The sequence below is a fragment of the Halopseudomonas sp. genome, assembly GCF_047631575.1.
Lineage (GTDB): Bacteria > Pseudomonadota > Gammaproteobacteria > Pseudomonadales > Pseudomonadaceae > Halopseudomonas.
This window is the reverse complement of record NZ_JBLIAB010000002.1, coordinates 314262-338688: the sequence shown is the minus strand read 5'-3', so window position 1 is coordinate 338688 and position 24427 is coordinate 314262. Positions and strand designations below refer to the sequence as shown.

Genomic DNA, 24427 nt, shown 5'->3' with positions numbered 1-24427 from the left:
GATATGCGCGGGGTAGGTTGTAAGCAGGTGTTTGTACTGATCAAGTCAACGGACGAATACAGGCGCAGTTCTTATTATAGTGGCAACGTGTTGCCCGGCAGCGTAATGGCGAGCATTGCGGTGCTTTGTTCTGGTTAAGCGCTAATACCCTACCAAAAAGGTATGTCTTTATCCGCGCGCTGTGATCCCGTACAATGTCGCAATACAGTCATTGAACACGAGGCATTACATGGCAGGCATTAATCTCACCGGGGCAGCTGAAGCGTATCTGGCGGACTTGCTGTCCAAGCAGGACACTACGGGCATCGGCATCCGGGTATTCATTACCCAGCCAGGTACGCCCTATGCCGAGACCTGTATCGCCTATTGCAAGCCCGGTGAAGAAAAGCCAGAGGACCGCACGATCAAGCTCGATTCTTTTGATGTCTGGATCGACTCGGTCAGTGAGCCTTTCCTTGAAGATGCGGTTGTCGATTATGCGACTGATCGTATGGGTGGCCAGCTGACTATTAAAGCGCCCAATGCCAAGGTGCCTATGGTGAACGACGCGAGCCCACTGAACGAACGCATCAATTATTTGCTGCAGACCGAGATCAACCCTGGGCTGGCCAGCCACGGCGGCGAAGTCAAATTGATCGATGTAGTGGAGGACGGCGTTGCTGTTCTGCAGTTTGGTGGCGGTTGCCAAGGTTGCGGTATGGTCGATGTGACGCTCAAGGAAGGTATCGAAAAAACCATGATTGCGCGCATTCCGGAAATTACTGCAGTGCGTGACGTGACGGATCACACCGTCAAGGAAAATGCCTTCTACTAAGCTTCAGAAATAACCGGGGGGGCCGATAATAGATATACTGCTATGTATATCGAATTGCCATCCCACCAGTGAGGCGCGTCATGGCCGGAGTTTTGGATACCGTTGATCAGCGCACACGACTGGTCGGCGAAAATCGCCTTGAAATACTGCTGTTCAGGCTTGCCGGCCAGCAGTTGTTTGCCCTCAATGTATTCAAGATCCGCGAAGTCATGCAGCTGCCACGGCTGACCCAGATACCTCAGCGTGCACCCCACGTGGTGGGTGTTATTCACCTGCGCGGACAGACCATTCCGGTCATCGATTTGTCCGGTGCCATTGGTATGCGTCCACAGGCGGTTACGCCTGAGAGCACTATTATCATCACGGAATACAATCGCTCGGTGCAGGGTTTTCTGGTCGGCAGCGTCGACCGCATCATGAACCTGAACTGGGATGCCGTGTTACCGCCGCCGCGCGGCGCGGGTCGCTCCCACTACCTCACGGCCATTACCCGTCTGGATGATCAGCGACTGGTCGAAATCATTGATGTGGAGAAGGTGCTGGCCGAGATAGTACCGTTTAACGCGCGAGTCAGTGACGGCCTGCTTGATGCGGCATTGCTCGACAAGGCGCGTGGGCGAGAGGTGCTGTTGGTGGATGATTCCCCAACGGGTATCGCTCAGCTCAAGGATACTCTTTCGCAACTGGATCTGACATTGCATGTGGCGACGGATGGTTTGCGCGGGTTGAAACAGTTACAGGCCTGGGCCGATGAAGATCCAAATATAGCCCAGCGTTTGTTGATGGTGATTACCGACGCGGAAATGCCAGAAATGGATGGCTATCGTCTCACCTCCGAGATCCGCAAGGATCCACGTCTACGGGACCTTTACGTAGTGCTGCATACCTCATTGTCAGGCAATTTCAACAAGGCCATGGTTGAAAAGGTCGGATGCGACGGATTTTTGTCCAAGTTTCAGCCAGATCAACTGGTTGAAGTAGTCAGAGAGCGCCTCAGACTCATCAATGCCTGAGGGTACTCGTCCCGATCAGTAGGCTTCCAGATAACGCTCGTTCTGCTCGATGACCGGTTGGCGGATGCCCATTTTCTGTCCATAGATAACGGCATAGCTCAATACGCTTTGCACGTAGGTGCGCGTTTCGTCGAACGGAATGGTTTCGATCCAGATGTCCGCCGGCAGGGTAGGCATTTCACGTGTCCATTGACGTACGCGCCCCGGGCCGGCGTTGTACGCGGCTGAAGCCAACACCCGATTGCCCTTGAACATGCCGTTCAGTTGCGAGAGATAGGCGGTGCCCAGAGCAATGTTGCGTTCGGGTATTAATACGTCATTGGGGTTGTTCAGGGTGATGTCATAGCGTCTGGCGGTTTCCTTTGCGGTTGCCGGCATCAGCTGCATCAGACCCATGGCGCCGGCATGGGATCGTGCATCAGCCATGAAGGCGCTTTCCTGACGGGTGATGGCATACACCCAGGTAGAGTTTAGCTGCCGTACTGCGGCCTGGGCACGAATAGGTTCCTGATAGGCCATGGGGAAGCGGATATCCAGGTCATCCCAGTGTTGAGCCAGACTGATGCCGCGTATCGCCGGGAAATACCATTCCATATCCTTCGCCATCATTGCCTGGGCGATCAGTTCCTCGCGGCTGAATACCTTGCCCACGTGGTACCACTCGCGGCGGGCATCGACTATTTGGCCGCGAGCAAAGAATTCTCTGGCGCGCTGGGTTCCTGCGGCATTACTTACTCGGGCAAAGACAGCAGGTTCCACCTGGGCAGGTTTATGGCGCAAGGCATAAGGCTGGTTGCTGCGCTCGGCAGCCAGAAATCCATAGAAATCGCGTTCGTTTGCCAGTTCGCCGTAGCCATCGCGCAGTTCGCCTACTTCGGGGCGGGCCAGTTGAGCACTGCGCAGTCGCCAGTAGCGCCAGCGGCTCTGCTCGGCCAGGCTGGCGGGCAAATTGCTGGTGAGGTTTTGTGCGGTTTGCCACTGACCGGTACGCAGGGCCAGTCGCACGCGCCACTCGGTGATCTGATCATCGAGCATTTTCGGGTCGTTAGCGGCCATGAACGGTAGCGCTTCGGGCGCGTGCCGCCTGGCCATGCGAGTGCCGATATCCCGGGTAATCGCCAGACGATCTTCCTGGGTGAATGGCAGGTCGCGATAATACGGCCATAGGGACAGGGCTTTGGCAGGGTCATCGCGGCTCAATCGGCGCAGTGACACGGTGGCAATGTCTGCCAGCTTGTCGGTCGGCTTGCCCGGGCCGGGTCGATAGCGTTCGCTCTGGCTGAGGATTGACGGCTTGATCGCGGTGTCGACAAATAGCTCCGCAAGGGCGCTCTGGCCTGGCACATACCGCACCAGATACCGGGCGAGGGCATCCTCGCGATAGAGCAAGGCTTCGCGAATGCGCGCCCAGGCGACGTCTTCAGTCAGTCCGCCGGAAGCGCGCCAGCGATCAAACAGGGCATCACAGCCGCTGGGTTGCGATCGTCCGACGGTCCAAAGCGCTGCGGCCTGTTTCATGGCGGCGCTCTGATTGCCCTCGCGCCAACTCTGCAGTGCCAGGTGGCAGTCGAATTCGGCGGCCTGGCTGTTGGCATCATATTTTGCGCGCAGTTGACTCCATTCGCGTTCTCGCACCAGGCGGCGCAACCAGTCATTCTTGAGCCGTTGGGCGAATGGCAGATCGCCATGGGACGCCAGAAAGTCTTCAATTTCCCGGTTGGGCGCTGTTCTGACTCGCTGCTGTAACGACTCCAGAAGGAGGTACGGGTAGAGAGGGTAATCTCTCAACCCTGGCAATAGGCTCTCATAACGTTGCTGCTGACCGGCTTTGAGGGCTGTCATGGCTTGGTCATAAGCCAGGCGTTGCTGCTTGATGTCTGCCTGTGCGCCAAGGCTGAGACTGAGGGTCGCGGCCAGTAGAATGGCAGGTAGAGCTTTTATTAGCGCGGTGACATAGAGCTGCATCATGAGTCCTGAACAGAAAGGGGCGAACAAGAGTGGAAAGGGACTGTGCTGCCGATTGATTTCGCGCAACGAGATCCAAGCTTAGCCGTTTGTCGGGCGGCGTCATAGGGTGTGCGGATAAAGTGTTCAACTATGGCATGCAGTGCCAAGCTACAGCAGGTAGAATGCCGCCCTGCATAATCAAAAGGTGTTATATGGCGCTGCTTTCCTTTACCGATGTTTCTCTGGCCTACGGGCTCAATCCGCTGCTATCCAAGGTAGGCTTTCAGCTCGACCGCGGCGAGCGCGTGTGCCTGATCGGGCGCAACGGGGCCGGTAAGTCGAGCTTGTTCAAGCTGCTCAACGGCGAGCAACCCAGCGACGAAGGGGAAATCTGGTACGCGCCAGGCCTGAAGATCGGTCAGCTGCCCCAGGAACTGCCGAAAGCAGATGACAGCAAGGTGTATGACGTGGTGGCGGCCGGCCTGCTTGGAGTGGGCGATCTGTTGGCGGAATACCACCATCTGATAACCGGACACATGGGAGATGCTGAACTGCAGCGTCTGGAAAAGGTTCAGGAACGACTCGAAGCAAAGGATGGCTGGCGGCTTGATCAGTTGGTCGAAACCACGTTGACGCGGCTAGGCCTGCCTGCGGACAAGGCCATGTCTGAATTGTCCGGTGGTTGGCGCCGGCGCGTATTGCTGGCTCAGGCGTTGGTTGCCGAGCCCGATGTGCTGCTGCTTGACGAGCCGACCAACCATTTGGATATCCACACCATTGCCTGGCTGGAACAGGTCCTGCTCGATTTTCGTGGCGCGGTGCTTTTTATTACCCACGATCGCCAATTTTTGCAGGCGCTGGCCACCCGCATCATGGAGCTGGATCGCGGTCAGTTGATCGACTGGCAGGGCAACTACGTGAGCTTCCTTGAGCATAAGGAGCAGCAACTGGCTGCGGAGGCTACTGCCAATGCCTTGTTTGACAAGCGTCTTGCCCAGGAAGAGGTCTGGATTCGCCAGGGCATCAAAGCGCGTCGCACACGCAACGAGGGTCGCGTTCGCGCCCTGAAAGAAATGCGCAATGAGCGGGCCCAGCGCCTGGAGCGTCAGGGTAAGGCCAGTTTTCAGCTGGAGACTGCCGATTCCTCCGGTAAGCGCGTTATTGAGCTGGATAACGTCAGTTTTGCTTGGCCAGGACATGTGCCGCTGGTCCGTCATCTTGAATTGAACGTGATGCGCGGTGATCGGATCGGCCTGATCGGTAACAACGGTTCGGGCAAGAGTACCTTGCTCAAGTTGCTGTTGGGTCAGTTGGAGCCCACCAGCGGTTCGGTGAAGCACGGGACCAAGCTGGAGGTGGCCTATTTTGATCAGCTACGTGCCCAATTGAACCTGGAGCAAACGGTTATCGATAATATCTCTGAAGGTCGAGATTTTATCGAGATCAATGGCGAGCGCCGACACATCATCAGTTACCTGGGTGATTTCCTGTTCTCCCCCGAACGGGCCCGAACCCCAGTCAAGGCCCTTTCTGGTGGTGAGAGGGCACGTTTGCTGCTGGCACGGTTATTCAGTAAACCTGCCAACATGCTGGTGCTCGACGAACCGACCAACGATCTGGACGTGGAAACCCTCGAGCTATTGGAAGAGGTGCTGGCAGGTTTCGATGGCACCGTTCTGCTGGTCAGTCACGACCGGGCGTTCCTGGATAACGTGGTGACCAGTTCGCTGGTATTCGAAGGGCATGGCAAGGTTAGAGAATATGTGGGTGGTTACGCTGACTGGCTGCGTCAGGGCGGCAAGGTAGAGTCGCTCGCCGAATGGGATTCAGGGGCTATGGCGCCGGACACGCAGGAAGCACCTGCGCCGGTTGCAAGCGAGCCTGCAGTGGTGGCTCCGGCGAGCGCTCTTATTCAAGCCCAGCCAAAGGTCAAGCTGACGTACAAGCTGCAACGGGAACTGGATGGGCTGCCGGCGCTGATGGAGAAGCTCGAGCTTGAACTTGCAACCTTGCAGGCCAAAGTTAATGATGCATCCTTCTATCAGCAGTCGATCGAAAAAACGACAGAGGTACTGGATAAAATGGCGGCAAAACAGGTCGAACTGGATCAAGCCATGGAGCGCTGGGCCGAGCTGGAAGATACCCAGAGCTGAACATTCAGCGGGCTGTGCATTCAGCCCGCTTTCACTTCTTGCCTTTTTTGCCCAGGCGGACGGCGATTACATCGCAGGGCGCGCCGTGCAGCACGTCATTAGCCGTGGAGCCTAACAGTAAGGCCAGACCATGACGGCCGTGACTGCCTACGACGATCAGGTCGCAATTTTGTTCCGTCGATACCCGATGGATCTCGTGCCGAGGATGGCCGAAGGCAATCTGCAGATGCTCTTCGGGCAAGTCGTAATCGCCCGCGAATGCCTTCATCCGTTCTCTGGCTTGATCGAATTGTTGCTGTTGCAGCATCGACAGATCCATCGGTACATCGCCGCCATACGCCATAGCCAGTGGCTCTACTACATGAAGCAGAGTCAATTTGGCGTCGAGTGCTTTGGCCAGAGCCATTGCATGGTCAGCAACAGAACGGCATTCGTCGATCAGGTCGACTGCAACCAATACGTGGGAATAGAGCATGCAGGTTTCTCCAGTTTTTCCATCCGATAGTAACAGTCTTTTTAAAGCAGTCCATCCTTCTGCAAGCCCCTCTGTCGACGATGAGATAGCCGTTGTCGTTATGTCATTCGCGGCGTGCTACCTGTGACCTGGGCGATTGTCGCAATCGTTGCCGCGATATTGGTCGCTAATCTGTTCAAGCTACTGCCCAGGGGGCGTATGCTGCATATTCAGCGCTTGCGCGAAGAAGCCCGCAAGCTCGGTTATCGTGTGGAGCGACAGCCCGAAGAGGAAGCCGAATCGTTGCTCGAGCATTGCGTCGGGTACCGGCACTCACTGGAGCGTTGCCCCGTGCCGAAGGAGTTCAGTTGTGAGCGCGATGGTCTGGAGTGGCGGTGGCTGCTGGGTGACCCGGACGTGGCGCGGGTTCAATCAGTGCTGGACGCCTTGCCCGGCGGGATCAAGCGCATAGATCGTCAGTCCTTTTCCGTGCTGGTGTACTGGATCGAGCCGGATTCAATCGATACGCTGCTTGAGCTGGATCAGGCGTTGGCGCCATTGCGTCAGTCCAGCGCGGGCTGATCGACGGTAGCGTCCTCGATGATTTCTCTAAGTTTGCTGCAGTGCGTTGTTTTTTATTAATAAAATATCAATAAAAAGTATTTTTCTTCAAATTTCCTAGGTTAGGGTATCTGTGCTCCCGATTGACAACGGAGAGGATTTGCATGATTGTGTGCGCACCCGAATCAAACGAGCGTATGAATTGTTTGGATTCTCGATCCGAACAAGCGCCCCCGGGAACTATCATGGCATCTTCCGATGAGCTGTCGCAGCCTGCGCTGTGGACACTGCCGGAGCTGCTTTTTCTCAAGTGCTTATACAGCGTGGAGATCAGTTGATGATTTACGAAGGTAAAGCCATCACGGTTCAAGCCCTTGAAGACGGCATCGTCGAGCTCAAGTTCGATCTGCAGGGCGAGTCTGTCAACAAGTTCAATCGTGCGACCCTGGCGGAGCTTAAAGTAGCCGTCGAGGCCATTCAGTCCGATAAAGGCGTTAAAGGCGTCATCGTCAGCAGCGGCAAGGATGTATTCATTGTCGGCGCGGACATCAACGAATTCGTCAACACCTTCCAGCTACCTGAAGCTGACCTGGTAGCGGGTAATCTCGAAGCCAACCAGATCTTCAACGCCTTTGAAGATCTCAAGGTGCCCACTGTTGCTGCCATTAATGGCATGGCACTGGGCGGTGGTTTTGAAATGTGTCTGGCCTGTGATTACCGTGTCATGGCCGCTAGCGCCAAGGTCGGTCTGCCCGAAGTCAAACTGGGTATCTACCCGGGCTTTGGCGGCACCGTCCGTATGCCGCGTCTGATTGGCGTGGATAATGCCATCGAGTGGATCTGCGGCGGCACCGAAAATCGTGCCGACAAGGCCCTGAAAATGGGCGCTGTTGACGCGGTTGTTGAAGACGCCAAGCTGCACGCAGCAGCACTCGACCTGGTCAAGCGCGCCATCAGTGGCGAACTGGACTTTATGGCCAAGCGTCAGCCCAAGCTGGAAAAGATCAAGCTCAACACCATCGAACAGATGATGGCGTTTGAAACGGCCAAGGGTTTTGTTGCCGGTCAGGCCGGTCCAAACTACCCGGCCCCGGTTGAAGCCATCAAGACCATTCAGAAAGCCGCGGCCCATGGCCGTGAAAAGGCGCTGGAAATCGAAGCCGCTGGTTTTGCCAAGCTGGCCAAGACCTCTGTTGCCCAGGCACTGGTGGGTCTGTTCCTGAATGATCAGGCGCTGAAAGCCAAAGCCAAGCAGTACGACAAGAAGGCGGCAGACGTAAAGCTGGCTGCCGTTCTGGGTGCTGGCATCATGGGCGGCGGTATTGCCTTCCAGTCTGCTTCCAAGGGCACGCCTATCCTGATGAAGGATATCCGCGAAGAGGGCATTCAGATGGGCCTGGACGAAGCGTCCAAGTTGCTGGGTAGCCGGGTTGCCAAAGGTCGTATGAAACCTGATCAGATGGCCCAGGCACTGAATGCTATTCGCCCGACCATGTCCTACGGTGATTTCGGCAATGTTGATATCGTCGTCGAAGCCGTTGTGGAAAATCCCAAGGTGAAGCAGGCCGTGCTGGCTGAAGTGGAAGGTCACGTGCGTGAGGATGCGATCATCGCTTCCAACACCTCAACCATCTCCATTACTTATCTGGCGCAGGCGCTCAAGCGTCCAGAAAACTTCTGCGGCATGCACTTCTTCAACCCGGTGCACATGATGCCCCTGGTCGAAGTTATCCGTGGCGAGAAGTCCAGCGTGACAGCGATTGCTACCACCGTGGCATACGCCAAGAAAATGGGTAAGACTCCGGTTGTGGTCAATGACTGCCCTGGCTTCCTGGTTAACCGCGTGTTGTTCCCGTACTTCGGAGGCTTTGCTCGCTTGGTCAACATGGGCGCCGACTTCCAGCGCGTCGACAAGATCATGGAGAAGTTTGGCTGGCCTATGGGTCCGGCTTATCTGCTCGATGTAGTGGGTCTGGATACCGGTCACCACGGCCGTGATGTGATGGCGGAAGGTTATCCGGATCGTATGGCCGACAACGTCCGCACCGCAGCAGACGTGATGTATGACGAAGGCCGTCTGGGTCAGAAAACTGGTAAGGGTTTCTACTCATACGAAACTGACAAGAAAGGCAAGCCGAAGAAGGTTGTCGATCCCCAGTCCTACGACCTGATCAAGTCGGTCGTTCAGGAGAACCGCGAGTTCACTGACGAAGAAATCGTCGAAATAATGATGGTTCCATTGTGTCTTGAGACTGTTCGCTGCCTGGAAGATGGCATCGTTGAAAGTGCTGCCGACGCCGATATGGGTCTGATCTACGGTATCGGCTTCCCGCCCTTCCGTGGTGGTGCGCTGCGCTATATCGACACCCTGGGTGTGGCTGAGTTTGTGGCCATTGCAGACAAGTATGCCGAGTTTGGTCCCATGTACGCGCCGACTGAAAAGTTGCGTGAGATGGCCAAGAACGGCAAGACATTCTTCGGTTAACCGCGGAACGCACAGAGCGAGAGTAAATCTATGAGCCTGAATCCGAGAGACGTCGTTATTGTCGACTTCGGCCGCACCCCGATGGGCCGTTCCAAGGGTGGCATGTACCGTAATGTTCGTGCCGAGAACCTGTCCGCCGACCTGATCACCGGTCTATTGGCACGTAACCCGAAAATTGATCCCGCAGAAGTGGAAGATGTTATCTGGGGCTGCGTTAACCAGACCCTGGAGCAGGGCTGGAACGTTGCCCGCATGATCTCCCTGCTGACGCCGATCCCGCACACCAGCGCAGCACAAACCGTGAGCCGCCTGTGTGGTTCGTCCATGAGTGCGCTGCACACCGCTGCTCAGGCGATCCAAACCGGTAACGGCGATGTGTTTGTGATTGGTGGTGTTGAGCATATGGGCCATCTGAGCATGATGCACGGTGTGGATCCGAACCCAAGTCTGTCCCTGTACGCTGCCAAGGCGTCCGGTATGATGGGTCTGACCGCAGAAATGCTAGGCAAGATGCATGGTATTAGCCGTGAACAGCAGGATCAGTTTGCCCTGCGTTCGCACCAGTTGGCCCACAAGGCGACTGTTGAAGGCAACTTCAAGGATGAAATCATCCCGATGCACGGCCACGATGCTGATGGTTTCCTGCGTGTCTTTACGCAAGACGAAACTATCCGTCCTGAGACCACCATGGAAAGTCTGGGTGCTTTGAAGCCTGCCTTCAATCCCAAGGGCGGTACCGTGACTGCGGGTTCCTCTTCGCAGATCACTGACGGTGCTTCCTGCATGATCGTGATGTCTGCCGAGCGCGCCAAGGCCTTGGGTCTTGAGCCAATGGCAGTCATTCGCTCCATGGCCGTGGCGGGTGTTGATCCGGCTATCATGGGCTACGGTCCGGTCCCGGCGACCCACAAGGCACTCAAGCGCGCTGGTATGACCATGGATAACGTCGATTTTGTCGAGCTGAATGAAGCCTTTGCAGCCCAGGCCCTGCCTGTGCTTAAAGACCTCAAATTGCTGGACAAGATGGAAGCCAAGGTCAACCCGCACGGCGGCGCGATCGCTCTGGGTCACCCGTTCGGTTGCTCCGGTGCACGTATCTCCGGCACTCTGCTGAACGTGATGAAGCAGAATGGCGGTAACGTAGGTGTCTCGACCATGTGTATTGGTCTGGGCCAGGGCATCACTACCGTATTCGAGCGTGTCTGATACGGTTGTGGTGTGACCAGAAACCGGAGCCTTGTGCTCCGGTTTTTTTTGTGGTCTAGCTGAGTGCTGGAATTGTTTGAAATGGGACATTACGCCTAATACCGAAGATGCAGAACAGGCTTGATTGAACTGCGATAAAGTTTTTAGAAAGTACGCTATCTAAATGATTTAATTATAAATTTCAGCTAAACACAAGAAGGAGCCAAGCATGCCAATACGCCCCGGCCGTTACCGTCACTATAAAGGAAAGGATTATGAAGTCGTGGGAATAGCGACACACTCCGAAACGGAAGAATCCCTAGTGGTGTATCGCACGCTGTATGGTAATTTTGATCTGTGGGTGCGGCCACTGGATATGTTTACAAGCAACGTCGCGCTTGACGGCGAGCCTACGCCACGCTTTACCTTTATCAGCGAAGACGTGTAGGCTCTGGCCCTCCGTGGGTCTGTGCGCACTTCCAGACGCTGCGGTGTACTATTTCTTGTCCGACAGGGCATCCAGATTCGATAGAGCTAGGAATACAGTTACCCATGGGAAAAGCACTGGTCATTGTTGAGTCTCCCGCCAAGGCGAAGACGATCAACAAGTATCTTGGCAACGATTTCATCGTGAAATCGAGCATCGGCCACATTCGCGATCTGCCCACCAGTGGCAGTGGCAAGACCGACAGCAAAGCCAAGGGCGGCCGCAAGGCAGCTTCTGCTGCTCCCGAACTGGACAAGAAAACCAAAGCTCGTATGCAGCTTGTCAAGCGCATGGGTGTTGATCCTGATAATGGCTGGAAGGCGCATTATGAGATCCTTCCGGGCAAGGAAAAGGTTGTCGAAGAGCTTCGGCGCCTGGCCAAGGATGCCGATACCATCTATCTCGCGACGGATTTGGACCGCGAAGGGGAAGCCATTGCCTGGCACCTGCGCGAGTCCATCGGTGGCGATGAAAGTCGTTACAAGCGGGTCGTATTTAACGAAATAACCAAAAAAGCGATTCAGGGCGCGTTTGCAAAACCGGGTGAGCTGGATATCAACCGCGTCAATGCCCAGCAGGCCCGCCGCTTCCTCGATCGGGTCGTTGGCTATATGGTGTCGCCGTTATTGTGGCAGAAAGTCGCCCGTGGTCTGTCAGCCGGCCGTGTGCAGTCGGTCTCAGTGAAGCTCATTGTCGACCGTGAGCGGGAAATTCGTGCCTTTATTCCTGAGGAGTTTTGGGAAATCCACGCGCTGCTGGGTACACCGCAGAGCCAGTCCGTGCGTTTTGAAGTTGCTAAACATAATGGCAGCGCCTTCCGGCCGGTCAATAAGGCCGACACCGACGCTGCACTCAAAGTTCTCAAGGATGCTGCCTACACTGTTGCCAAGCGCGAGGACAAGCCGACCAGCTCGAAGCCGAACGCTCCGTTTATTACCTCTACCCTGCAGCAGGCCGCCAGTACCCGTCTAGGCTTCGGCGTGAAGAAGACCATGATGATGGCCCAGCGGCTCTACGAAGCTGGCTACATCACCTACATGCGTACCGACTCGACTAATCTCTCAGCCGATGCTATTGCCATGGCGCGTGGCTACATCGAGAAGAACTTCGGCGAAAAGTATCTGCCCGAAAAGCCCAACGTATATAGCAGCAAGGAAGGTGCGCAGGAAGCGCACGAAGCGATCAGGCCGTCGGACGTCAAGTTGAAGACCGGCGACCTCAAAGGCATGGAAAAAGATGCTGAGCGGCTCTATGAGCTGATCTGGCGTCAGTTTCTGGCCTGCCAGATGATGCCGGCGCAGTATCTTTCAACGCTGATTACCGTTAATGCCGGCGATTACGAACTGAGAGCCAAGGGCCGCATCCTCAAATTTGATGGTTATACCAAGGTAATGCCGCAGCAGGGCAAGGGCGGTGAGGATGAAGTACTCCCCGACATGAAGGTCAAGGACAACCTTGCGCTGGAGAAACTCGATCCCAAGCAGCACTTCACTAAACCGCCTGCCCGTTACTCGGAAGCCAACCTGGTTAAAGAGTTGGAGAAGCGGGGGATTGGTCGACCCTCGACCTATGCCTCCATTATCTCGACGATTCAGGATCGCGGGTATGTGTCGCAGAATAACCGTCGTTTCTATGCGGAAAAGATGGGTGATATTGTCACTGAACGTCTGGCTGAAAGCTTTCCTAATCTGATGGACTACAGTTTCACCGCAACGATGGAAGAGTCGTTGGATGAAGTTGCCCAAGGCGGTGTGGTCTGGAAACAGGTACTGGATGACTTTTATGCCGATTTCAGTCTCAAGCTGAGTGCTGCCGAGTCGGCAGAAGAAGGCAAGGGCATGCGGGCCAACGAGCCGACGCTGACCAGTATCGCGTGCAAGGAATGTGGCCGCCCGATGATGATTCGCACGGCCTCAACCGGTGTTTTTCTAGGTTGCTCAGGCTATGCGTTGCCCCCCAAGGAGCGCTGCAAGGAAACGGTCAATCTGGTGCCAGGTAACGAAGTCGCTGCCGACGATGAAGAAGGCGAGTCCCGCGTACTGCGTAACAAGCGCCGCTGCCCCATTTGCAGCACGGCAATGGATAGTTATCTGGTCGATGAGCAGCACAAACTGCATGTGTGTGGTAACAATCCAGACTGTACCGGATTTGAAATTGAAGAGGGCGCGTTCAAAATCAAGGGTTATGACGGTCCGCGTCTGGAATGTGACAAGTGTGGCAGTGAAATGCAGCTCAAGACGGGCCGTTTCGGTAAATATTTTGGTTGCACCAACGGGGAATGCAAGAATACCCGCAAGCTGTTGAGGAGCGGAGAAGCTGCACCGCCGAAAATGGATCCTGTACCCATGCCTGAGCTGGCCTGCGAAAAGGTTGATGACGTGTATGTGTTACGCGATGGCGCGTCGGGTATGTTCCTCGCTGCCAGTCAGTTTCCAAAGAACCGCGAAACACGCGCGCCATTGGTCAAGGAATTGCTGCCGCATCGCAAGGAGATTGATCCCAAGTATCATTTTCTGCTTGAAGCCCCAGTAGCCGACCCTGCGAAGGTTGCTACCGTTATACGCTACAGTCGCAAGACCAAAGAGCAGTACGTGCAGAGTGAAGTCGACGGCAAGCCCACAGGATGGCGCGCTTACCATGACGGCAAACGCTGGGTCGAGGACGACAAGCGACCGAAACCAAAGAGCTGAGAGCCGACCCATGGCTAATGAAGTGTATACCCGTACCAATCAGGCTTTGTATTTTACGCGTCTGTCGATTGAGGCCTGGTCCGAGGCTGAGGCCTCAGATGCCCTGTCGGCGTTTACCATGACGCGTTACCACCGTGAGCACGCGCTATTTCATCTGCATCGAACGGTGCTTGCGGTTGCTCACGAGGTGGCTGATCGCTATCGCTGGCCGTTGCTGGAGGTGCGTTCATTGGAGCAGATGCTTGATCCGCAGACGACGGACCGCTTTCCTGGCCCGGAACTGGCCGAGCTGACCGAGCTTGCGCGCTCTGCAGATAGTTGGTTGGGACGCCTGCTGAAAGGTTGGGACGTTCTGCACCTGCCGCCAAAGCCCGAAGAGGGCAAGGCACCGGCTGATGATCTGATTGCGGTAAGCGCGGCAACGACGGCGCGTGACTGGTCTCTGGAGGATGCACGGGAAGCGCATGCGGCGCTGACCGAGCGGCTCAACTGTTACAGAGAAGGGATGGTGGAATGGTAGGGGCAACTGCGTTTGATTGCACCATTGTGGTAAGCTGGTTGGCCAATTTACAGGAGTCCCGACGATGCCTTCTTCACCATTTCTGGAAATAGTGGAATTGGAAAACGGCAAGGTTGCCCTACGGCGCTCCAACGAAGAAGCTGAGCCGCTGTTGGTCATCGAGTTTTCCGCCGATGCCCGCGACTTTCTGCAGGGTCACTATATCGAGGTTGCCAAGGCCATGATCAGTGCTGGCATGCAAGTGGCTGGTCAGGTGATGGAGGAAGGCGAACCCTACGCAGAAGATCGTATTCTGCACTAGCCCGTTGGTGGTTCGGCCTTCCTGATTTAATGTTCCCAGCTGCATATACGAATTTGCACAGTGTTCATTGATTCGCTTCCCGCCGCTCTAAACTGATCAGGCGGCAAGACAGGTTTCCAGATAGACGTTGAGACTCTGGCAATGACCTTCGCCCGCCGCTTGGCGCAACAGATGACAGGATCTCCCTTCATTACCGTCGGTCGCCAACCAGCTAACGACGGTATGGCTGCAGCCAAGGCGCAATAAATCGCAGCATAACTCCAAACTGTCCATTCCCGGCTTACCTCTCACAATCAATATGCGCTCGGGGTCCAGCCCAGCAGAACGCAGCCATTTATGGCTAACTGTTGCCGGCGGATCGAGCAGTGTCAGCCAGCGCGGAGCCTCTGCTTGGCTGAGGTCCCTCAATACCGGGGCTAGCCATTGCAAGCACTGTTTAGGCGCGCCGTTGAGTTTGATCTCACTAAAACCATCCTCTACTTCGGGCAGGCTGGTGATGCGTTTGCCGGCAGTTGATTTAGTCGGTGTAGCATGGCGAGAAGCCATGAGAGCGTTATGAAATAGCTCTGTCTGGTTCATGGTGCCGATAGATCGTTGATGGTCACGGGAATACATCATGATTTACCCCTCTAGCGGCGTATAACGCCGACACTCAAGCCTTCGATGGTCAGTTCCTGTTCGCTCAGATCGATTGCAATCGGCGCGAAATCAGGATTTTCTGCGTGCAAAAGTACTTTTCGGCCTTGCTTCTGAAAGCGCTTAACGGTCACTTCATCGCCGATTCGGGCCACTACAATCTGGCCATTGCGGGCGACGGAGGTGCTGTGGACGGCGAGCAGGTCACCATCAAGAATACCAATATCGCGCATACTCAAACCCTGTACCCGCAACAGATAGTCAGCCCGGGGTCGGAAAAAGCTTGGGTCGATCTGGCAATGATCCTCGATATTCTCTAGGGCCAGCACCGGCGCACCGGCGGCCACTCTGCCGATAACGGGCAGACGATCTTCGGGTGTATCCAGATCATGATCTGGCAGTCGAATGCCCCTTGAGGCACCGGGTATCATTTCAATGGCGCCCTTGCGAGCGAGGGCACGAAGATGATCTTCAGCAGCATTAGGTGACTTGAAACCCAGTACCCGTGCAATGTCGACCCGTGTTGGCGGGTAGCCATTTGCGTCCATGTATTCCTTGATGAAGGCAAGGATCTGTTGTTGTCTGGCAGTGAGTTTTTGCATCTGTCTTTACCTGTGTTTTTATACAGTAACTGTGATTATATACAGTTGTTGGCTTAGGGCAAGCTTCGCGATTCGGCTTAGTGCGGTCTTCGGCTTTTTGCCTCGAGGTGATACGTTTACTTGACACTCATAGCGTTTGAAACGTATGTTTGAAACAATTGTTTATTGCCGGGAAATGTTATGGCCCAATCTGACACTGTCGAGCGCATCTTGGACGCGGCAGAGCAACTTTTCGCAGAAAAGGGCTTTGCCGAAACGTCTCTGCGCCTGATCACCAGCAAAGCGGGTGTGAACCTGGCGGCGGTCAATTACCACTTCGGTTCCAAGAAGGCGCTGATACAGGCGGTTTTCGTTCGCTTTTTGAATCCGTTTGTTAGCAGTCTCGATCAGGAGCTAGAGCGGTACCAACAACAGGGCGGTAATGCGCAGCTGACCCTGGAGCAACTCCTGGAAATGCTGGTCAGGCAGGCGCTGACGGTTAAGCCGCGCAGTGGTAATGATCTGGCGATCTTCATGCGGCTGCTGGGTCTGGCTTTTAGTCAGAGTCAGGGCCATCTGCGCAAATACCTGGCGGAGGTGTATGGCAAGGTGTTCCAGCGCTATATGCAGCAGGTCTACGCAGCAGCTCCGCAGTTACCGCCTACTGAGCTTTTCTGGCGTGTGCACTTCATGCTCGGAAGTGCTGCCTTTACCATGTCGAGCATGCGCGCCCTGCGGGCGATTGCCGAAGCTGAGTTTGATGTACAGACTGGGATCGACCAGGTGCTTAAATTGATGGTGCCCTTTCTAGCTGCGGGAATGCGGGCGGAGAGCGCTATGCCTTTGGCGGCTACGTCTACAGCGCCGTCGGCTAATCTCGTGCCGGTGTAATCCGCCAGGCAGTCAACTCCTCTCTGGACCCTCTGGTTACCTCTGCATGTTTCCTCGCGCAGTCTGATCCGCTATCGTGTGCACTTTATTGCGGAGTTGATCATGCTGCTGGATCTTATCCAAATATCCCTCGCATCTCAGCGTCTTATTGGCTTGAGTAACGGTGAGCTGGTATGTGCTTATCCGGTATCCACGGCGCTTAACGGTGCTGGCGAGCAAGATAATTCGGGCTGCACACCCCGCGGGAAGCATCGGGTACGCGCGCGTATTGGAGAAGGCCAGCCGTTGGGCGCGGTCTATATTGGCCGGCGTCCGACGGGAGAAGTTTGGTCACCTGGACTCGCGGGGCAACATCCCCAGCGCGACTGGATATTGACCCGTATTCTCTGGCTTTGCGGTGAAGAACCCGGACTCAATCGCGGGGGCGATCACGACTCCCAGCGTCGATATATTTATTTGCACGGTACTCCGGACGACCAGCCCATGGGTGTGGCCTTATCCCACGGCTGCATTCGTTTACGCAATACCGATATGCTTGCACTTTTTCATCTGACGCCCCCTGGCTGCTGCGTTGATATTATCGAGCAGGTAATCGAGTCGCTCATGCCCTCAAAAATTCATACGGAGTAAAACTGTTGAAACAAGGCACCTTGATGCTGGATGTGGCAGGCCCTTGGCTGAATGCTGCTGATCGCCACATGCTCAGGCAACCTGAGGTGGGCGGTATGATCTTGTTCGCGCGCAACACTGAATCGCCGGCTCAGGTACGCGAGCTGGTGAAGTCAATCAGAGCGATACGTCCTGAGATGCTGATTGCAATAGACCAGGAAGGAGGGCGTGTTCAGCGACTGCGCAACGGCGTTGAACGTCTGCCAAGTCTGGGTCGGATTGCGCTACTGCCATCCTCGGATGGAGCAGTAGCAGCCAGAAGCGCGGCATGGGTCATGGCCACCGAGATGCTCGCTTGCGGTATCGACATCAGTTTTGCTCCGGTATTGGATCTGGATCATGGGCGCAGCGAAGTCATCGGCGATCGCTCCCTGGGTGGAGACCCTCTGCGTGTTGTTACCCTCGGCCGCGCTTATATAGAAGGTCTTCATGCGGCGGGCATGGCCGCTACCGGAAAGCATTTTCCGGGGCACGGCTGGGCCGAAGCGGACTCCCACACGGATCTGCCGATTGATGAGCGCACTGAAGTTCAGATACGGGCTATGGACCTGGTGCCGTTCGCCGTTCTGGCATCACTGTTGGACGGCATTATGCCGGCACACGTTGTATACCCGGCTATTGATGAGCAACCGGCAGGGTTTTCCCGGCGCTGGTTACAGAACATTCTGCGCGGTGAAATGGGCTTCAAGGGCGTGATCTTCAGCGACGACCTGACGATGGCAGGTGCGCATGCGGTCGGTGGTATCTGTCAACGTGTGGATGCGGCGCTGTCATCCGGTTGCGATATGCTGCTTGTGTGTAATGATCGGGGTGCCGCAGAGGAGGCATTGGTACACGTGCAGCAAACAGGCCTGACATCGCCGAATCATCTGCATACGATGCTTGCGCGCAGACAGCCGGGTATCGATTACAAGTCTGATCCGCACTGGCAAGCCGCCATTGGCGTGCTGCGTAAATTCGATCTGCTTGGGGAGATTGCATGAATGAACTGATCGACAGTTTGCCGCTGGAAAACTTGCCACTTGCCGGTCAGCTTTGGGTATACAAGGTTTTCGCTATCGTATTCGCTTCTTTGGTAATCGCCTACCTGGGGAAGTTGATATTGGATCGCATCGAAGCGCGAGCGCTTGCGACCAAAAGCGTCTGGGACGATGCGCTTGTCATTGCCGTGCGCAAGCCCCTCTGGGTGTTGATTTGGAGCATGGGGTTATTTTGGGCGGCCCGGATTACGGCGCTGAAGATGGACGAGGATGTTGCCGATGTCCTCGAGACCATGCAGAGCGTTCTGCTGATAGGGCTGCTTGCCTGGTTTTTGCTGCGACTGGCGTCCCGGATAGAAGAGAGACTGGTTGATCCACGCTATCTGCAGAAACCTATGGACCAGACTACGGTCAGCGCAATAGGTAAGCTGTTGAGAATATCCGTGGTCATCACCTGTGGCCTGGTGATACTGCAAACGCTGGGGTACAGCGTTTCCGGCGTCCTAGCTTTTGGTGGTATCGGCGGTATTGCGGTGGGATTTGCTGCAAAGGATTTATTAGCAAACTTTTTTGGTGGATTGATGGTCTATCTGGACAGGCCCTTCTCTGTGGGCGAGTGGGTGCGCTCTCCTGACAAGGAGATCGAGGGGACTGTGGAGCACATTGGATGGCGTTTGACGCGAATACGCACTTTCGATAAACGCCCGATTTACGTACCTAACGCTATATTTACCAACGTGGTACTGCAGAATCCTTCGCGTATGTCTCATCGCCGAATTTTTGAACACATCGGTATTCGTTATGACGACATTCAGCACATGGAACCGATCGTTAAAGCGGTGCGCGAGATGCTCAAGAATCATCCTGATATTGCTCAGGATCAGACCCAGATGGTCTATTTTGATCGTTGCGCCGCTTCATCCGTGGATTTTTTCATCTATTGTTTCACTACTCCGGTATGGGCCGAATACCATCGTATCAAGGAGGACGTACTGTTGAAGATACTCGCTATTGTTGTTGAGCATGAGGCGCAGGTTGCCTTTCCTACCTCGACTCTGCATGTTCCCGATGGGTTGGCGCTGCGCACCGGAGAGCCAGATTTCTCTGCCCCTAGGCCGCAAGCCCAGGGCGAAAAGGGGGTGGCATCATGAGCGCCCTGGCGATCATTGGCGGTACCGGTTTGACTCGCCTGGCCGGTCTGCAGCGTATCGGAGAAGGTATTACTGACACGCCCTGGGGCCAGACTTCGGCTCCGGTCGTGAAGGGGTTAATGGCCGGGCGCGAGGTGTTTTTTATGGCCCGCCACGGTGATCCGCACCGTATTCCACCCCATCGGGTGAATTACCGGGCTAACCTCTGGGCATTGAAAGAGGCTGGAGCTGACGGAATACTGGCAATCAACGCAGTAGGAGGTATTCATCCAGCAATGGGTGTAGGTCATTTTTGTGTGCCTCACCAGTTGATCGATTATACCTGGGGACGTGCGGGCACGTACTTCGAGGATGACCTGCAGGCTGTCACCCATATCGATTTCACGCATCCCTACGATCAGGCTCTGCGACAGCGCCTGATCGGCGTGCTGGCTCGCGCTGGGATAGCTCACAGCGCGTATGGCGTTTATGCTGCTACGCAGGGGCCGCGCCTGGAAACAGCAGCGGAGATCAGCCTGCTCGAGCGCGACGGTTGTGACATCGTGGGTATGACCGGTATGCCGGAGGCGTCTCTGGCGCGTGAGCTGGAGATGCCTTACGCCAGTCTCTCGCTAGTGGTTAATCCGGCAGCGGGGAAGGGCCAGGGTGTGATTACCATGGCCGATATCGAAAAAGTAATGGACAGCGGTATGGAACAGGCGCGGGCCATCATTAACTCACTGATTGCCGGCGCCTGAGTGTTTGCTGTTTAACGGCGGCTTACCTTAACCAGCATGCCCATGCTCTGGTGATCCAGGTAATGGACTTCGTCCAGTCTGAGTCGACGGATTTGATGCAATTGCTCGCTGACCAGCGTGCCGTTCTGATCAGTCTGGTCACGTGCTGCCATGTGCCGCCACGCTTTGACGTCCAGCGCGAGCGAATCCTGATTGCGTTGTAGACCGACAACGGCTTCGACAGGAAAATGATCGCCGAGACGTTCTCCTTGATGAACGGCTACTTTCAGCCGGCTATCAGTCGGTTGAATCCAGGCGTTATGCATGAGTATCTGATAGCCCTGGGCAGTCAGCTTGTCGGCCTCACGGTCCAGGCGATGCTGGGTGCTGTCCAGCTTGCGCACATCGCTGCGCGCCGTCTCTTCGAGCATGATCGCCCCATTCGCCCAGTCGCTATCAGGCGTACGTTCACCGCTGATCTGCCCCGAGGGCTGAGCGAAGAGTATTGCTTCTATCTGGTAGGCACTCTCACTCTGGGCTTGGGTCACTGCTGTCAGAGAGATGAGGCTCAGCAGCAATAATGATTGCGTCATACGGATGGCACGGATCATGGGCGTTTTCCTTTCCCTTGTTGGCTTGGCTGGGGTGATTCCAGGCGACTGATCAAAGCTTCGATCGTATTCATACGCAAGTCGGTAGCACCCATTGGCGCACTGAAACGAAATAGCGTGGCCCCTTCAAGCTTATACCGGTTGGGCTGATCCTGAATCAGCTTGACCAGCGTCATCGGGTCCACCTGAGTATCGGCGGCAAACTCGAGACGACCATGCTCTGGGCCGACATCGACTTTGTTTATCCCCAGCGGTCCGCAGCGCAATTTCAACGAAGTGACCCTGAATAGGGTTTTCGCCGGCTCGGGTAATAACCCGAAGCGGTCGATCATCTCTACCTGCAAATCCTTAAGGGCCTCATCATCGACTGCATTGGCTATGCGTTTGTACAGGATCAGGCGGCTGTGCACGTCTGGTAGGTAGTCGTCGGGGATCAGTGCGGGCAAACGTAGATTGATGTCCGGCCCGCCGCCCAGCGGCTGGTCCAGCGACGGCGTGTTACCAGACTTGATCGCTTTTATCGCGCGGTCGAGCATATCCATGTACAGGGTAAAGCCGATTGCCTGTATCTGTCCGCTCTGGCCATCGCCCAGAAGCTCCCCGGCACCGCGGATCTCCAGGTCATGGGTCGCCAGGGTGAAGCCGGCTCCCAGTTCCTGAGCGGCAGCAATGGCTTCCAACCGTTTCTCCGCATCACTGGTGAGTTTCTTGCCATGGGGGGTGAGCAGGTAGGCGTAGGCCTGGTGGTGACTGCGGCCAACGCGTCCGCGTAACTGGTGCAGCTGCGCCAGACCGAACTTGTCTGCCCGTTCGATAATGATAGTATTGGCATTAGGCACGTCGATGCCGGTCTCGATGATGGTGGTCGTCACCAGCACATTGAAGCGCCGATGATAGAAGTCGCCCATCACCTGTTCCAGTGCGCGTTCGGGCATCTGCCCGTGACTGATGCCGATGCGGGCTTCAGGCACCAGTTCGGCCAGGTCTGCTGCGCATTTTTCGATGGTCTGGACTTCGTTGTGCAGATAATAGACCTGCCCGCCGCGGAGCAATTCGCGGAGGATGGCCTCCTTGAGTACCGGTGCTTGCTGCTGCATGACAAAGGTGCGCACCGACAGACGGCGCGCCGGTGGCGTGGCAATGATCGACAGCTCGCGCATGCCCGACATGGCCATATTCAAAGTACGTGGAATCGGCGTGGCAGTAAGCGTCAGTACATCGACTTCACTGCGCAGTGCTTTGAGCTGTTCTTTCTGGCGCACTCCGAAGCGGTGTTCTTCATCGATGATCATCAGGCCCAGATCCTTGAACTGGATGTCGCCTTGCAAGAGCTTGTGTGTGCCGATCATGATATCGACCTTGCCTTCGGCCAGATCCGCCGCGGCTGCCTTGATTTCCTTGGCTGATTTGAAACGGGACATGACCTCGACCTTGACCGGCCAGTCTGCAAAGCGGTCGCGGAAACTGTTGTAATGCTGTTGCGCGAGCAGGGTGGTGGGTACTAGCACGGCAACCTGTTTGCCGCCGTGCACAGCCAGGAAGGCTGCGCGCATGGCCACTTCGGTCTTGCCGAATCCGACATCGCCGCAGACCAGACGATCCATGGGCTGCGATTTGATCATGTCGCTAATTACGGCTTCAATTGCCGCTTCCTGGTCCGCAGTTTCTTCGAACGGGAAGGCATCGGCGAACACCTGGTAGTCGCGCTCGGGCGCGCTGAAACTGAAGCCCTTGCGCGCGCCACGGCGGGCGTATACATCCAACAGCTCTGCGGCAACATCGCGGACCTTTTCGGCAGCCTTGCGTTTGGCTTTCTGCCACTGTTCGGAGCCCAGACGATGCAACGGCGCACTGTCGTCTTCGCCACCGGTGTAGCGGGCGATCAGATGCAGATTAGCGACCGGGACGTAAAGCGTTGCCTCATCGGCATAGAGCAGCGTGAGAAACTCTGCCTGTTGATCTTCCACCGTCAGGTTGACCAGGCCGAGAAAGCGGCCGACGCCGTGGTCGATATGCACAACGGGCGAGCCTTCGCGCAGTTCGGTCAGGTTGCGGATGACCGCATCGCCTAGGTCCGTGGCTTTGCCGCGGCGGCGGCGCTGCATGACCCGCTGACCAAACAGCTGGTTCTCGGCAATCAGCGCGATGACGGGAGAGCCGCACAGCATGCCCTGGTCGATGGGTGCGATGATGATCGCCTGCGCTGCGCGGGCGGCGAGAAACTCTGGCCAGGTCTCAACACTTTCTGGCTTAACGTCGATACGGGCAAGCAATTCGAGCATGGCTTCGCGGCGGCCGGCGCTTTCTACTACATAAAGAATGCGCCCTTCAAAAGCGTCAGCAAAGGATTCAAGTGCCGCCAGCGGTTTGTCCAGCCGGTTATCGATTGGCAGTTCTGGGGGTGGCTGGCAGCTGAAATGCAGGTTGCCGGCGGCCGGTCCGATGTTGTCCTGATGGCAGACGATGCGCGGGAAGTCTTTAATTAGCGCGAAGCAGTCCTCGACAGCCATGAACAGCTCTGCCGGAGAAAGCAGTGGGCGGGTACGGTCGACACCCTGCTCCTGATAACGATTACGTACATCTGTCCAGAAATGCTCGGCGCTGGCTTCAATGCCGGGGAGGCTAAACAGGAGCGTATTGGCCGGCAAGTAGTCGAAGAGACTGTGCAGCTCCTCGAAGAACAGCGGCAGGTAATACTCCACCCCTGCGGGCACCAGACCCTCGCTGAGGTCCTGATAGACGGGGCAGCGTCGGTAGTCGACATCGAATCTTTCACGGAATCGGGCGCGAAAACCCGTCAGGGCCGTCTTGTCCAGCGGAAATTCCTTGGCAGGCAACAGGTGCACACGCTCAACCTTATCGATCGAGCGCTGGGTTTCCGGGTCGAAGGTACGCAGCGTTTCGATCTCATCGTCGAACAAATCGATACGCAAGGGTAGCCGGCTACCCATCGGATACAGGTCTAGCAGAGCGCCACGTACGGCGTAATCGCCATGCTCGTAGACCGTATCAACGCAGCGATATCCGGCTGCGTCCAGATTCATGCGCATATTGTCGATATCAAGTTGCTGGCCCAGTTCGAGCATCAACACCGAGCCGCCAAGGAACGAGCGGGGCGCAATGCGGTGGAGCAGGGTGGTCATGGGTACAACAATGATGCCCTGGGTAACGGACGGCAGCTGATAAAGCGTTTTCAGGCGCTGGGAGATGATGTCCTGATGCGGTGAAAAGCGATCGTATGGGAGTGTCTCCCAGTCTGGAAAGGCGAGCACCGGCAGATCAGGAGCAAAAAACCGCAGCTCCTGTTCGAGCTGACCAGCCATTGCTGTGTCGGGTGTTATGACCAGGCTCAAGCCTTTGTGCAGCAGAGCGCCCTCGGCAATAGCCAGTGCCCTGGCAGCACCGCTGAGGTTGCCCCAGGCCGTTTTGCCATGGACGGCAATCGCGTCGGCAGAAGCGAGTATGGTTGTATTGGCAGGCATGCGTTAGCGGTCCATCTATAAAAACGTCAAGTGTACCTTTGTCTGGGCGACTGTGCCGCGGTTGCAGCGGTTTTTCCGGGATGATTGCCTCGCTGCCAGA

General features: G+C 56.0%; 21 protein-coding genes. 15 read left to right on the top strand and 6 right to left on the bottom strand.

What is annotated here, in order from left to right:
• Nucleotides 1–229: 229 nt before the first annotated feature.
• Together nfuA and ACJAXR_RS05610 are read left to right on the top strand one after the other, a co-directional pair.
• Nucleotides 230–814, top strand: a complete 585-nt coding sequence (nfuA, locus tag ACJAXR_RS05615) for a Fe-S biogenesis protein NfuA (protein ID WP_415057266.1) — start codon at nt 230–232, stop codon at nt 812–814.
• A gap of 80 nt (nt 815–894) precedes the next feature.
• Nucleotides 895–1827, top strand: coding sequence for a chemotaxis protein CheV (locus tag ACJAXR_RS05610; protein ID WP_415057265.1), 933 nt, complete (start codon nt 895–897; stop codon nt 1825–1827).
• A gap of 15 nt (nt 1828–1842) precedes the next feature.
• Here the strand turns inward: ACJAXR_RS05610 and ACJAXR_RS05605 are convergent, their stop codons facing one another.
• Complete coding sequence (locus ACJAXR_RS05605; RefSeq protein ID WP_415057264.1) at nt 1843–3792, bottom strand: transglycosylase SLT domain-containing protein; 1950 nt, start codon at nt 3790–3792, stop codon at nt 1843–1845.
• A 194-nt stretch (nt 3793–3986) separates the two neighbouring features.
• Between ACJAXR_RS05605 and ACJAXR_RS05600 the strand changes: the two genes are divergently transcribed.
• Nucleotides 3987–5927: an ATP-binding cassette domain-containing protein gene (locus ACJAXR_RS05600; RefSeq protein WP_415057263.1), complete on the top strand. Its 1941-nt coding sequence runs from the start codon at nt 3987–3989 to the stop codon at nt 5925–5927.
• Between the two features lie 31 nt (nt 5928–5958).
• Here ACJAXR_RS05600 and ACJAXR_RS05595 read toward each other — a convergent pair whose 3' ends face one another.
• On the bottom strand, nt 5959–6402 hold the full coding sequence (locus ACJAXR_RS05595; protein ID WP_415057262.1) for a universal stress protein: 444 nt from the start codon (nt 6400–6402) through the stop codon (nt 5959–5961).
• A gap of 123 nt (nt 6403–6525) precedes the next feature.
• On the opposite strand from ACJAXR_RS05595, the gene ACJAXR_RS05590 reads away from it, so the two are divergent.
• The 7 genes from ACJAXR_RS05590 to ACJAXR_RS05560 all read left to right on the top strand — a co-directional run bounded on the left by ACJAXR_RS05590 (nt 6526) and on the right by ACJAXR_RS05560 (nt 14610).
• Nucleotides 6526–6963: a hypothetical protein gene (locus tag ACJAXR_RS05590; protein WP_415057261.1), complete on the top strand. Its 438-nt coding sequence runs from the start codon at nt 6526–6528 to the stop codon at nt 6961–6963.
• Nucleotides 6964–7279: 316 nt separating this feature from the next.
• Nucleotides 7280–9427 carry a fatty acid oxidation complex subunit alpha FadB gene (fadB, locus tag ACJAXR_RS05585; protein WP_415057260.1) on the top strand — a complete coding sequence of 716 codons (2148 nt, stop codon included), beginning with the start codon at nt 7280–7282 and terminating at the stop codon, nt 9425–9427.
• Nucleotides 9428–9457: 30 nt separating this feature from the next.
• On the top strand, nt 9458–10633 hold the full coding sequence (gene fadA / locus ACJAXR_RS05580; RefSeq protein ID WP_415057259.1) for an acetyl-CoA C-acyltransferase FadA: 1176 nt from the start codon (nt 9458–9460) through the stop codon (nt 10631–10633).
• A gap of 208 nt (nt 10634–10841) precedes the next feature.
• On the top strand, nt 10842–11060 hold the full coding sequence (locus ACJAXR_RS05575; protein ID WP_415057258.1) for a DUF1653 domain-containing protein: 219 nt from the start codon (nt 10842–10844) through the stop codon (nt 11058–11060).
• A 104-nt stretch (nt 11061–11164) separates the two neighbouring features.
• Complete coding sequence (gene topA, locus ACJAXR_RS05570; protein WP_415057257.1) at nt 11165–13789, top strand: type I DNA topoisomerase; 2625 nt, start codon at nt 11165–11167, stop codon at nt 13787–13789.
• A gap of 10 nt (nt 13790–13799) precedes the next feature.
• Nucleotides 13800–14309: a DUF6586 family protein gene (locus ACJAXR_RS05565; protein WP_415057256.1), complete on the top strand. Its 510-nt coding sequence runs from the start codon at nt 13800–13802 to the stop codon at nt 14307–14309.
• Between the two features lie 64 nt (nt 14310–14373).
• Nucleotides 14374–14610: a hypothetical protein gene (locus tag ACJAXR_RS05560; protein WP_415057255.1), complete on the top strand. Its 237-nt coding sequence runs from the start codon at nt 14374–14376 to the stop codon at nt 14608–14610.
• A 96-nt stretch (nt 14611–14706) separates the two neighbouring features.
• Here the strand turns inward: ACJAXR_RS05560 and sulA are convergent, their stop codons facing one another.
• Nucleotides 14707–15228 carry an SOS-induced cell division inhibitor SulA gene (sulA, locus tag ACJAXR_RS05555; protein ID WP_415057254.1) on the bottom strand — a complete coding sequence of 174 codons (522 nt, stop codon included), beginning with the start codon at nt 15226–15228 and terminating at the stop codon, nt 14707–14709.
• An 11-nt stretch (nt 15229–15239) separates the two neighbouring features.
• Nucleotides 15240–15848: a transcriptional repressor LexA gene (gene lexA, locus ACJAXR_RS05550; RefSeq protein WP_415057253.1), complete on the bottom strand. Its 609-nt coding sequence runs from the start codon at nt 15846–15848 to the stop codon at nt 15240–15242.
• A 180-nt stretch (nt 15849–16028) separates the two neighbouring features.
• On the opposite strand from lexA, the gene ACJAXR_RS05545 reads away from it, so the two are divergent.
• The 5 genes from ACJAXR_RS05545 to ACJAXR_RS05525 all read left to right on the top strand — a co-directional run bounded on the left by ACJAXR_RS05545 (nt 16029) and on the right by ACJAXR_RS05525 (nt 20255).
• On the top strand, nt 16029–16718 hold the full coding sequence (locus ACJAXR_RS05545) for a TetR family transcriptional regulator (RefSeq protein WP_415057252.1): 690 nt from the start codon (nt 16029–16031) through the stop codon (nt 16716–16718).
• A 102-nt stretch (nt 16719–16820) separates the two neighbouring features.
• Complete coding sequence (locus ACJAXR_RS05540; RefSeq protein WP_415057251.1) at nt 16821–17348, top strand: L,D-transpeptidase family protein; 528 nt, start codon at nt 16821–16823, stop codon at nt 17346–17348.
• 23 nt (nt 17349–17371) lie between these two features.
• Nucleotides 17372–18370, top strand: a complete 999-nt coding sequence (gene nagZ / locus ACJAXR_RS05535; protein ID WP_415057480.1) for a beta-N-acetylhexosaminidase — start codon at nt 17372–17374, stop codon at nt 18368–18370.
• Nucleotides 18367–19518 (top strand): mechanosensitive ion channel family protein, encoded by a 1152-nt coding sequence (locus tag ACJAXR_RS05530; protein ID WP_415057250.1) that lies wholly within the window; start codon nt 18367–18369, stop codon nt 19516–19518. The genes nagZ and ACJAXR_RS05530 overlap by 4 nt, the downstream gene beginning before the upstream one ends.
• The gene (locus ACJAXR_RS05525; RefSeq protein ID WP_415057249.1) at nt 19515–20255 is read left to right on the top strand and encodes an S-methyl-5'-thioinosine phosphorylase; all 741 of its coding nucleotides are present in this window, start codon (nt 19515–19517) and stop codon (nt 20253–20255) included. Before ACJAXR_RS05530 ends, ACJAXR_RS05525 begins: the two co-directional genes overlap by 4 nt.
• An 11-nt stretch (nt 20256–20266) precedes the next feature.
• On the opposite strand, the gene ACJAXR_RS05520 is transcribed toward ACJAXR_RS05525, so the two are convergent.
• Both ACJAXR_RS05520 and mfd read right to left on the bottom strand, forming a co-directional pair.
• Nucleotides 20267–20845 carry a CsiV family protein gene (locus tag ACJAXR_RS05520; RefSeq protein WP_415057248.1) on the bottom strand — a complete coding sequence of 193 codons (579 nt, stop codon included), beginning with the start codon at nt 20843–20845 and terminating at the stop codon, nt 20267–20269.
• Complete coding sequence (mfd, locus tag ACJAXR_RS05515) at nt 20842–24327, bottom strand: transcription-repair coupling factor (protein ID WP_415057247.1); 3486 nt, start codon at nt 24325–24327, stop codon at nt 20842–20844. Before mfd ends, ACJAXR_RS05520 begins: the two co-directional genes overlap by 4 nt.
• Nucleotides 24328–24427 lie beyond the last annotated feature (100 nt).

Excerpts from the sequence above, each read along its gene's own strand:
- ACJAXR_RS05520 (WP_415057248.1), bottom strand. The coding sequence starts at position 20,845 with ATGATCCGTGCCATCCGTATGACGCAATCATTATTGCTGCTGAGCCTC.
- nagZ (WP_415057480.1), top strand. The coding sequence starts at position 17,372 with ATGCTGGATGTGGCAGGCCCTTGGCTGAATGCTGCTGATCGCCACATG.
- ACJAXR_RS05575 (WP_415057258.1), top strand. The coding sequence starts at position 10,842 with ATGCCAATACGCCCCGGCCGTTACCGTCACTATAAAGGAAAGGATTAT.
- ACJAXR_RS05560 (WP_415057255.1), top strand. The coding sequence starts at position 14,374 with ATGCCTTCTTCACCATTTCTGGAAATAGTGGAATTGGAAAACGGCAAG.
- lexA (WP_415057253.1), bottom strand. The coding sequence starts at position 15,848 with ATGCAAAAACTCACTGCCAGACAACAACAGATCCTTGCCTTCATCAAG.
- fadB (WP_415057260.1), top strand. The coding sequence starts at position 7,280 with ATGATTTACGAAGGTAAAGCCATCACGGTTCAAGCCCTTGAAGACGGC.
- ACJAXR_RS05545 (WP_415057252.1), top strand. The coding sequence starts at position 16,029 with ATGGCCCAATCTGACACTGTCGAGCGCATCTTGGACGCGGCAGAGCAA.
- sulA (WP_415057254.1), bottom strand. The coding sequence starts at position 15,228 with ATGATGTATTCCCGTGACCATCAACGATCTATCGGCACCATGAACCAG.
- ACJAXR_RS05595 (WP_415057262.1), bottom strand. The coding sequence starts at position 6,402 with ATGCTCTATTCCCACGTATTGGTTGCAGTCGACCTGATCGACGAATGC.
- topA (WP_415057257.1), top strand. The coding sequence starts at position 11,165 with ATGGGAAAAGCACTGGTCATTGTTGAGTCTCCCGCCAAGGCGAAGACG.
- ACJAXR_RS05605 (WP_415057264.1), bottom strand. The coding sequence starts at position 3,792 with ATGCAGCTCTATGTCACCGCGCTAATAAAAGCTCTACCTGCCATTCTA.
- nfuA (WP_415057266.1), top strand. The coding sequence starts at position 230 with ATGGCAGGCATTAATCTCACCGGGGCAGCTGAAGCGTATCTGGCGGAC.
- ACJAXR_RS05540 (WP_415057251.1), top strand. The coding sequence starts at position 16,821 with ATGCTGCTGGATCTTATCCAAATATCCCTCGCATCTCAGCGTCTTATT.
- ACJAXR_RS05600 (WP_415057263.1), top strand. The coding sequence starts at position 3,987 with ATGGCGCTGCTTTCCTTTACCGATGTTTCTCTGGCCTACGGGCTCAAT.
- ACJAXR_RS05525 (WP_415057249.1), top strand. The coding sequence starts at position 19,515 with ATGAGCGCCCTGGCGATCATTGGCGGTACCGGTTTGACTCGCCTGGCC.
- fadA (WP_415057259.1), top strand. The coding sequence starts at position 9,458 with ATGAGCCTGAATCCGAGAGACGTCGTTATTGTCGACTTCGGCCGCACC.
- ACJAXR_RS05565 (WP_415057256.1), top strand. The coding sequence starts at position 13,800 with ATGGCTAATGAAGTGTATACCCGTACCAATCAGGCTTTGTATTTTACG.
- ACJAXR_RS05610 (WP_415057265.1), top strand. The coding sequence starts at position 895 with ATGGCCGGAGTTTTGGATACCGTTGATCAGCGCACACGACTGGTCGGC.
- mfd (WP_415057247.1), bottom strand. The coding sequence starts at position 24,327 with ATGCCTGCCAATACAACCATACTCGCTTCTGCCGACGCGATTGCCGTC.
- ACJAXR_RS05530 (WP_415057250.1), top strand. The coding sequence starts at position 18,367 with ATGAATGAACTGATCGACAGTTTGCCGCTGGAAAACTTGCCACTTGCC.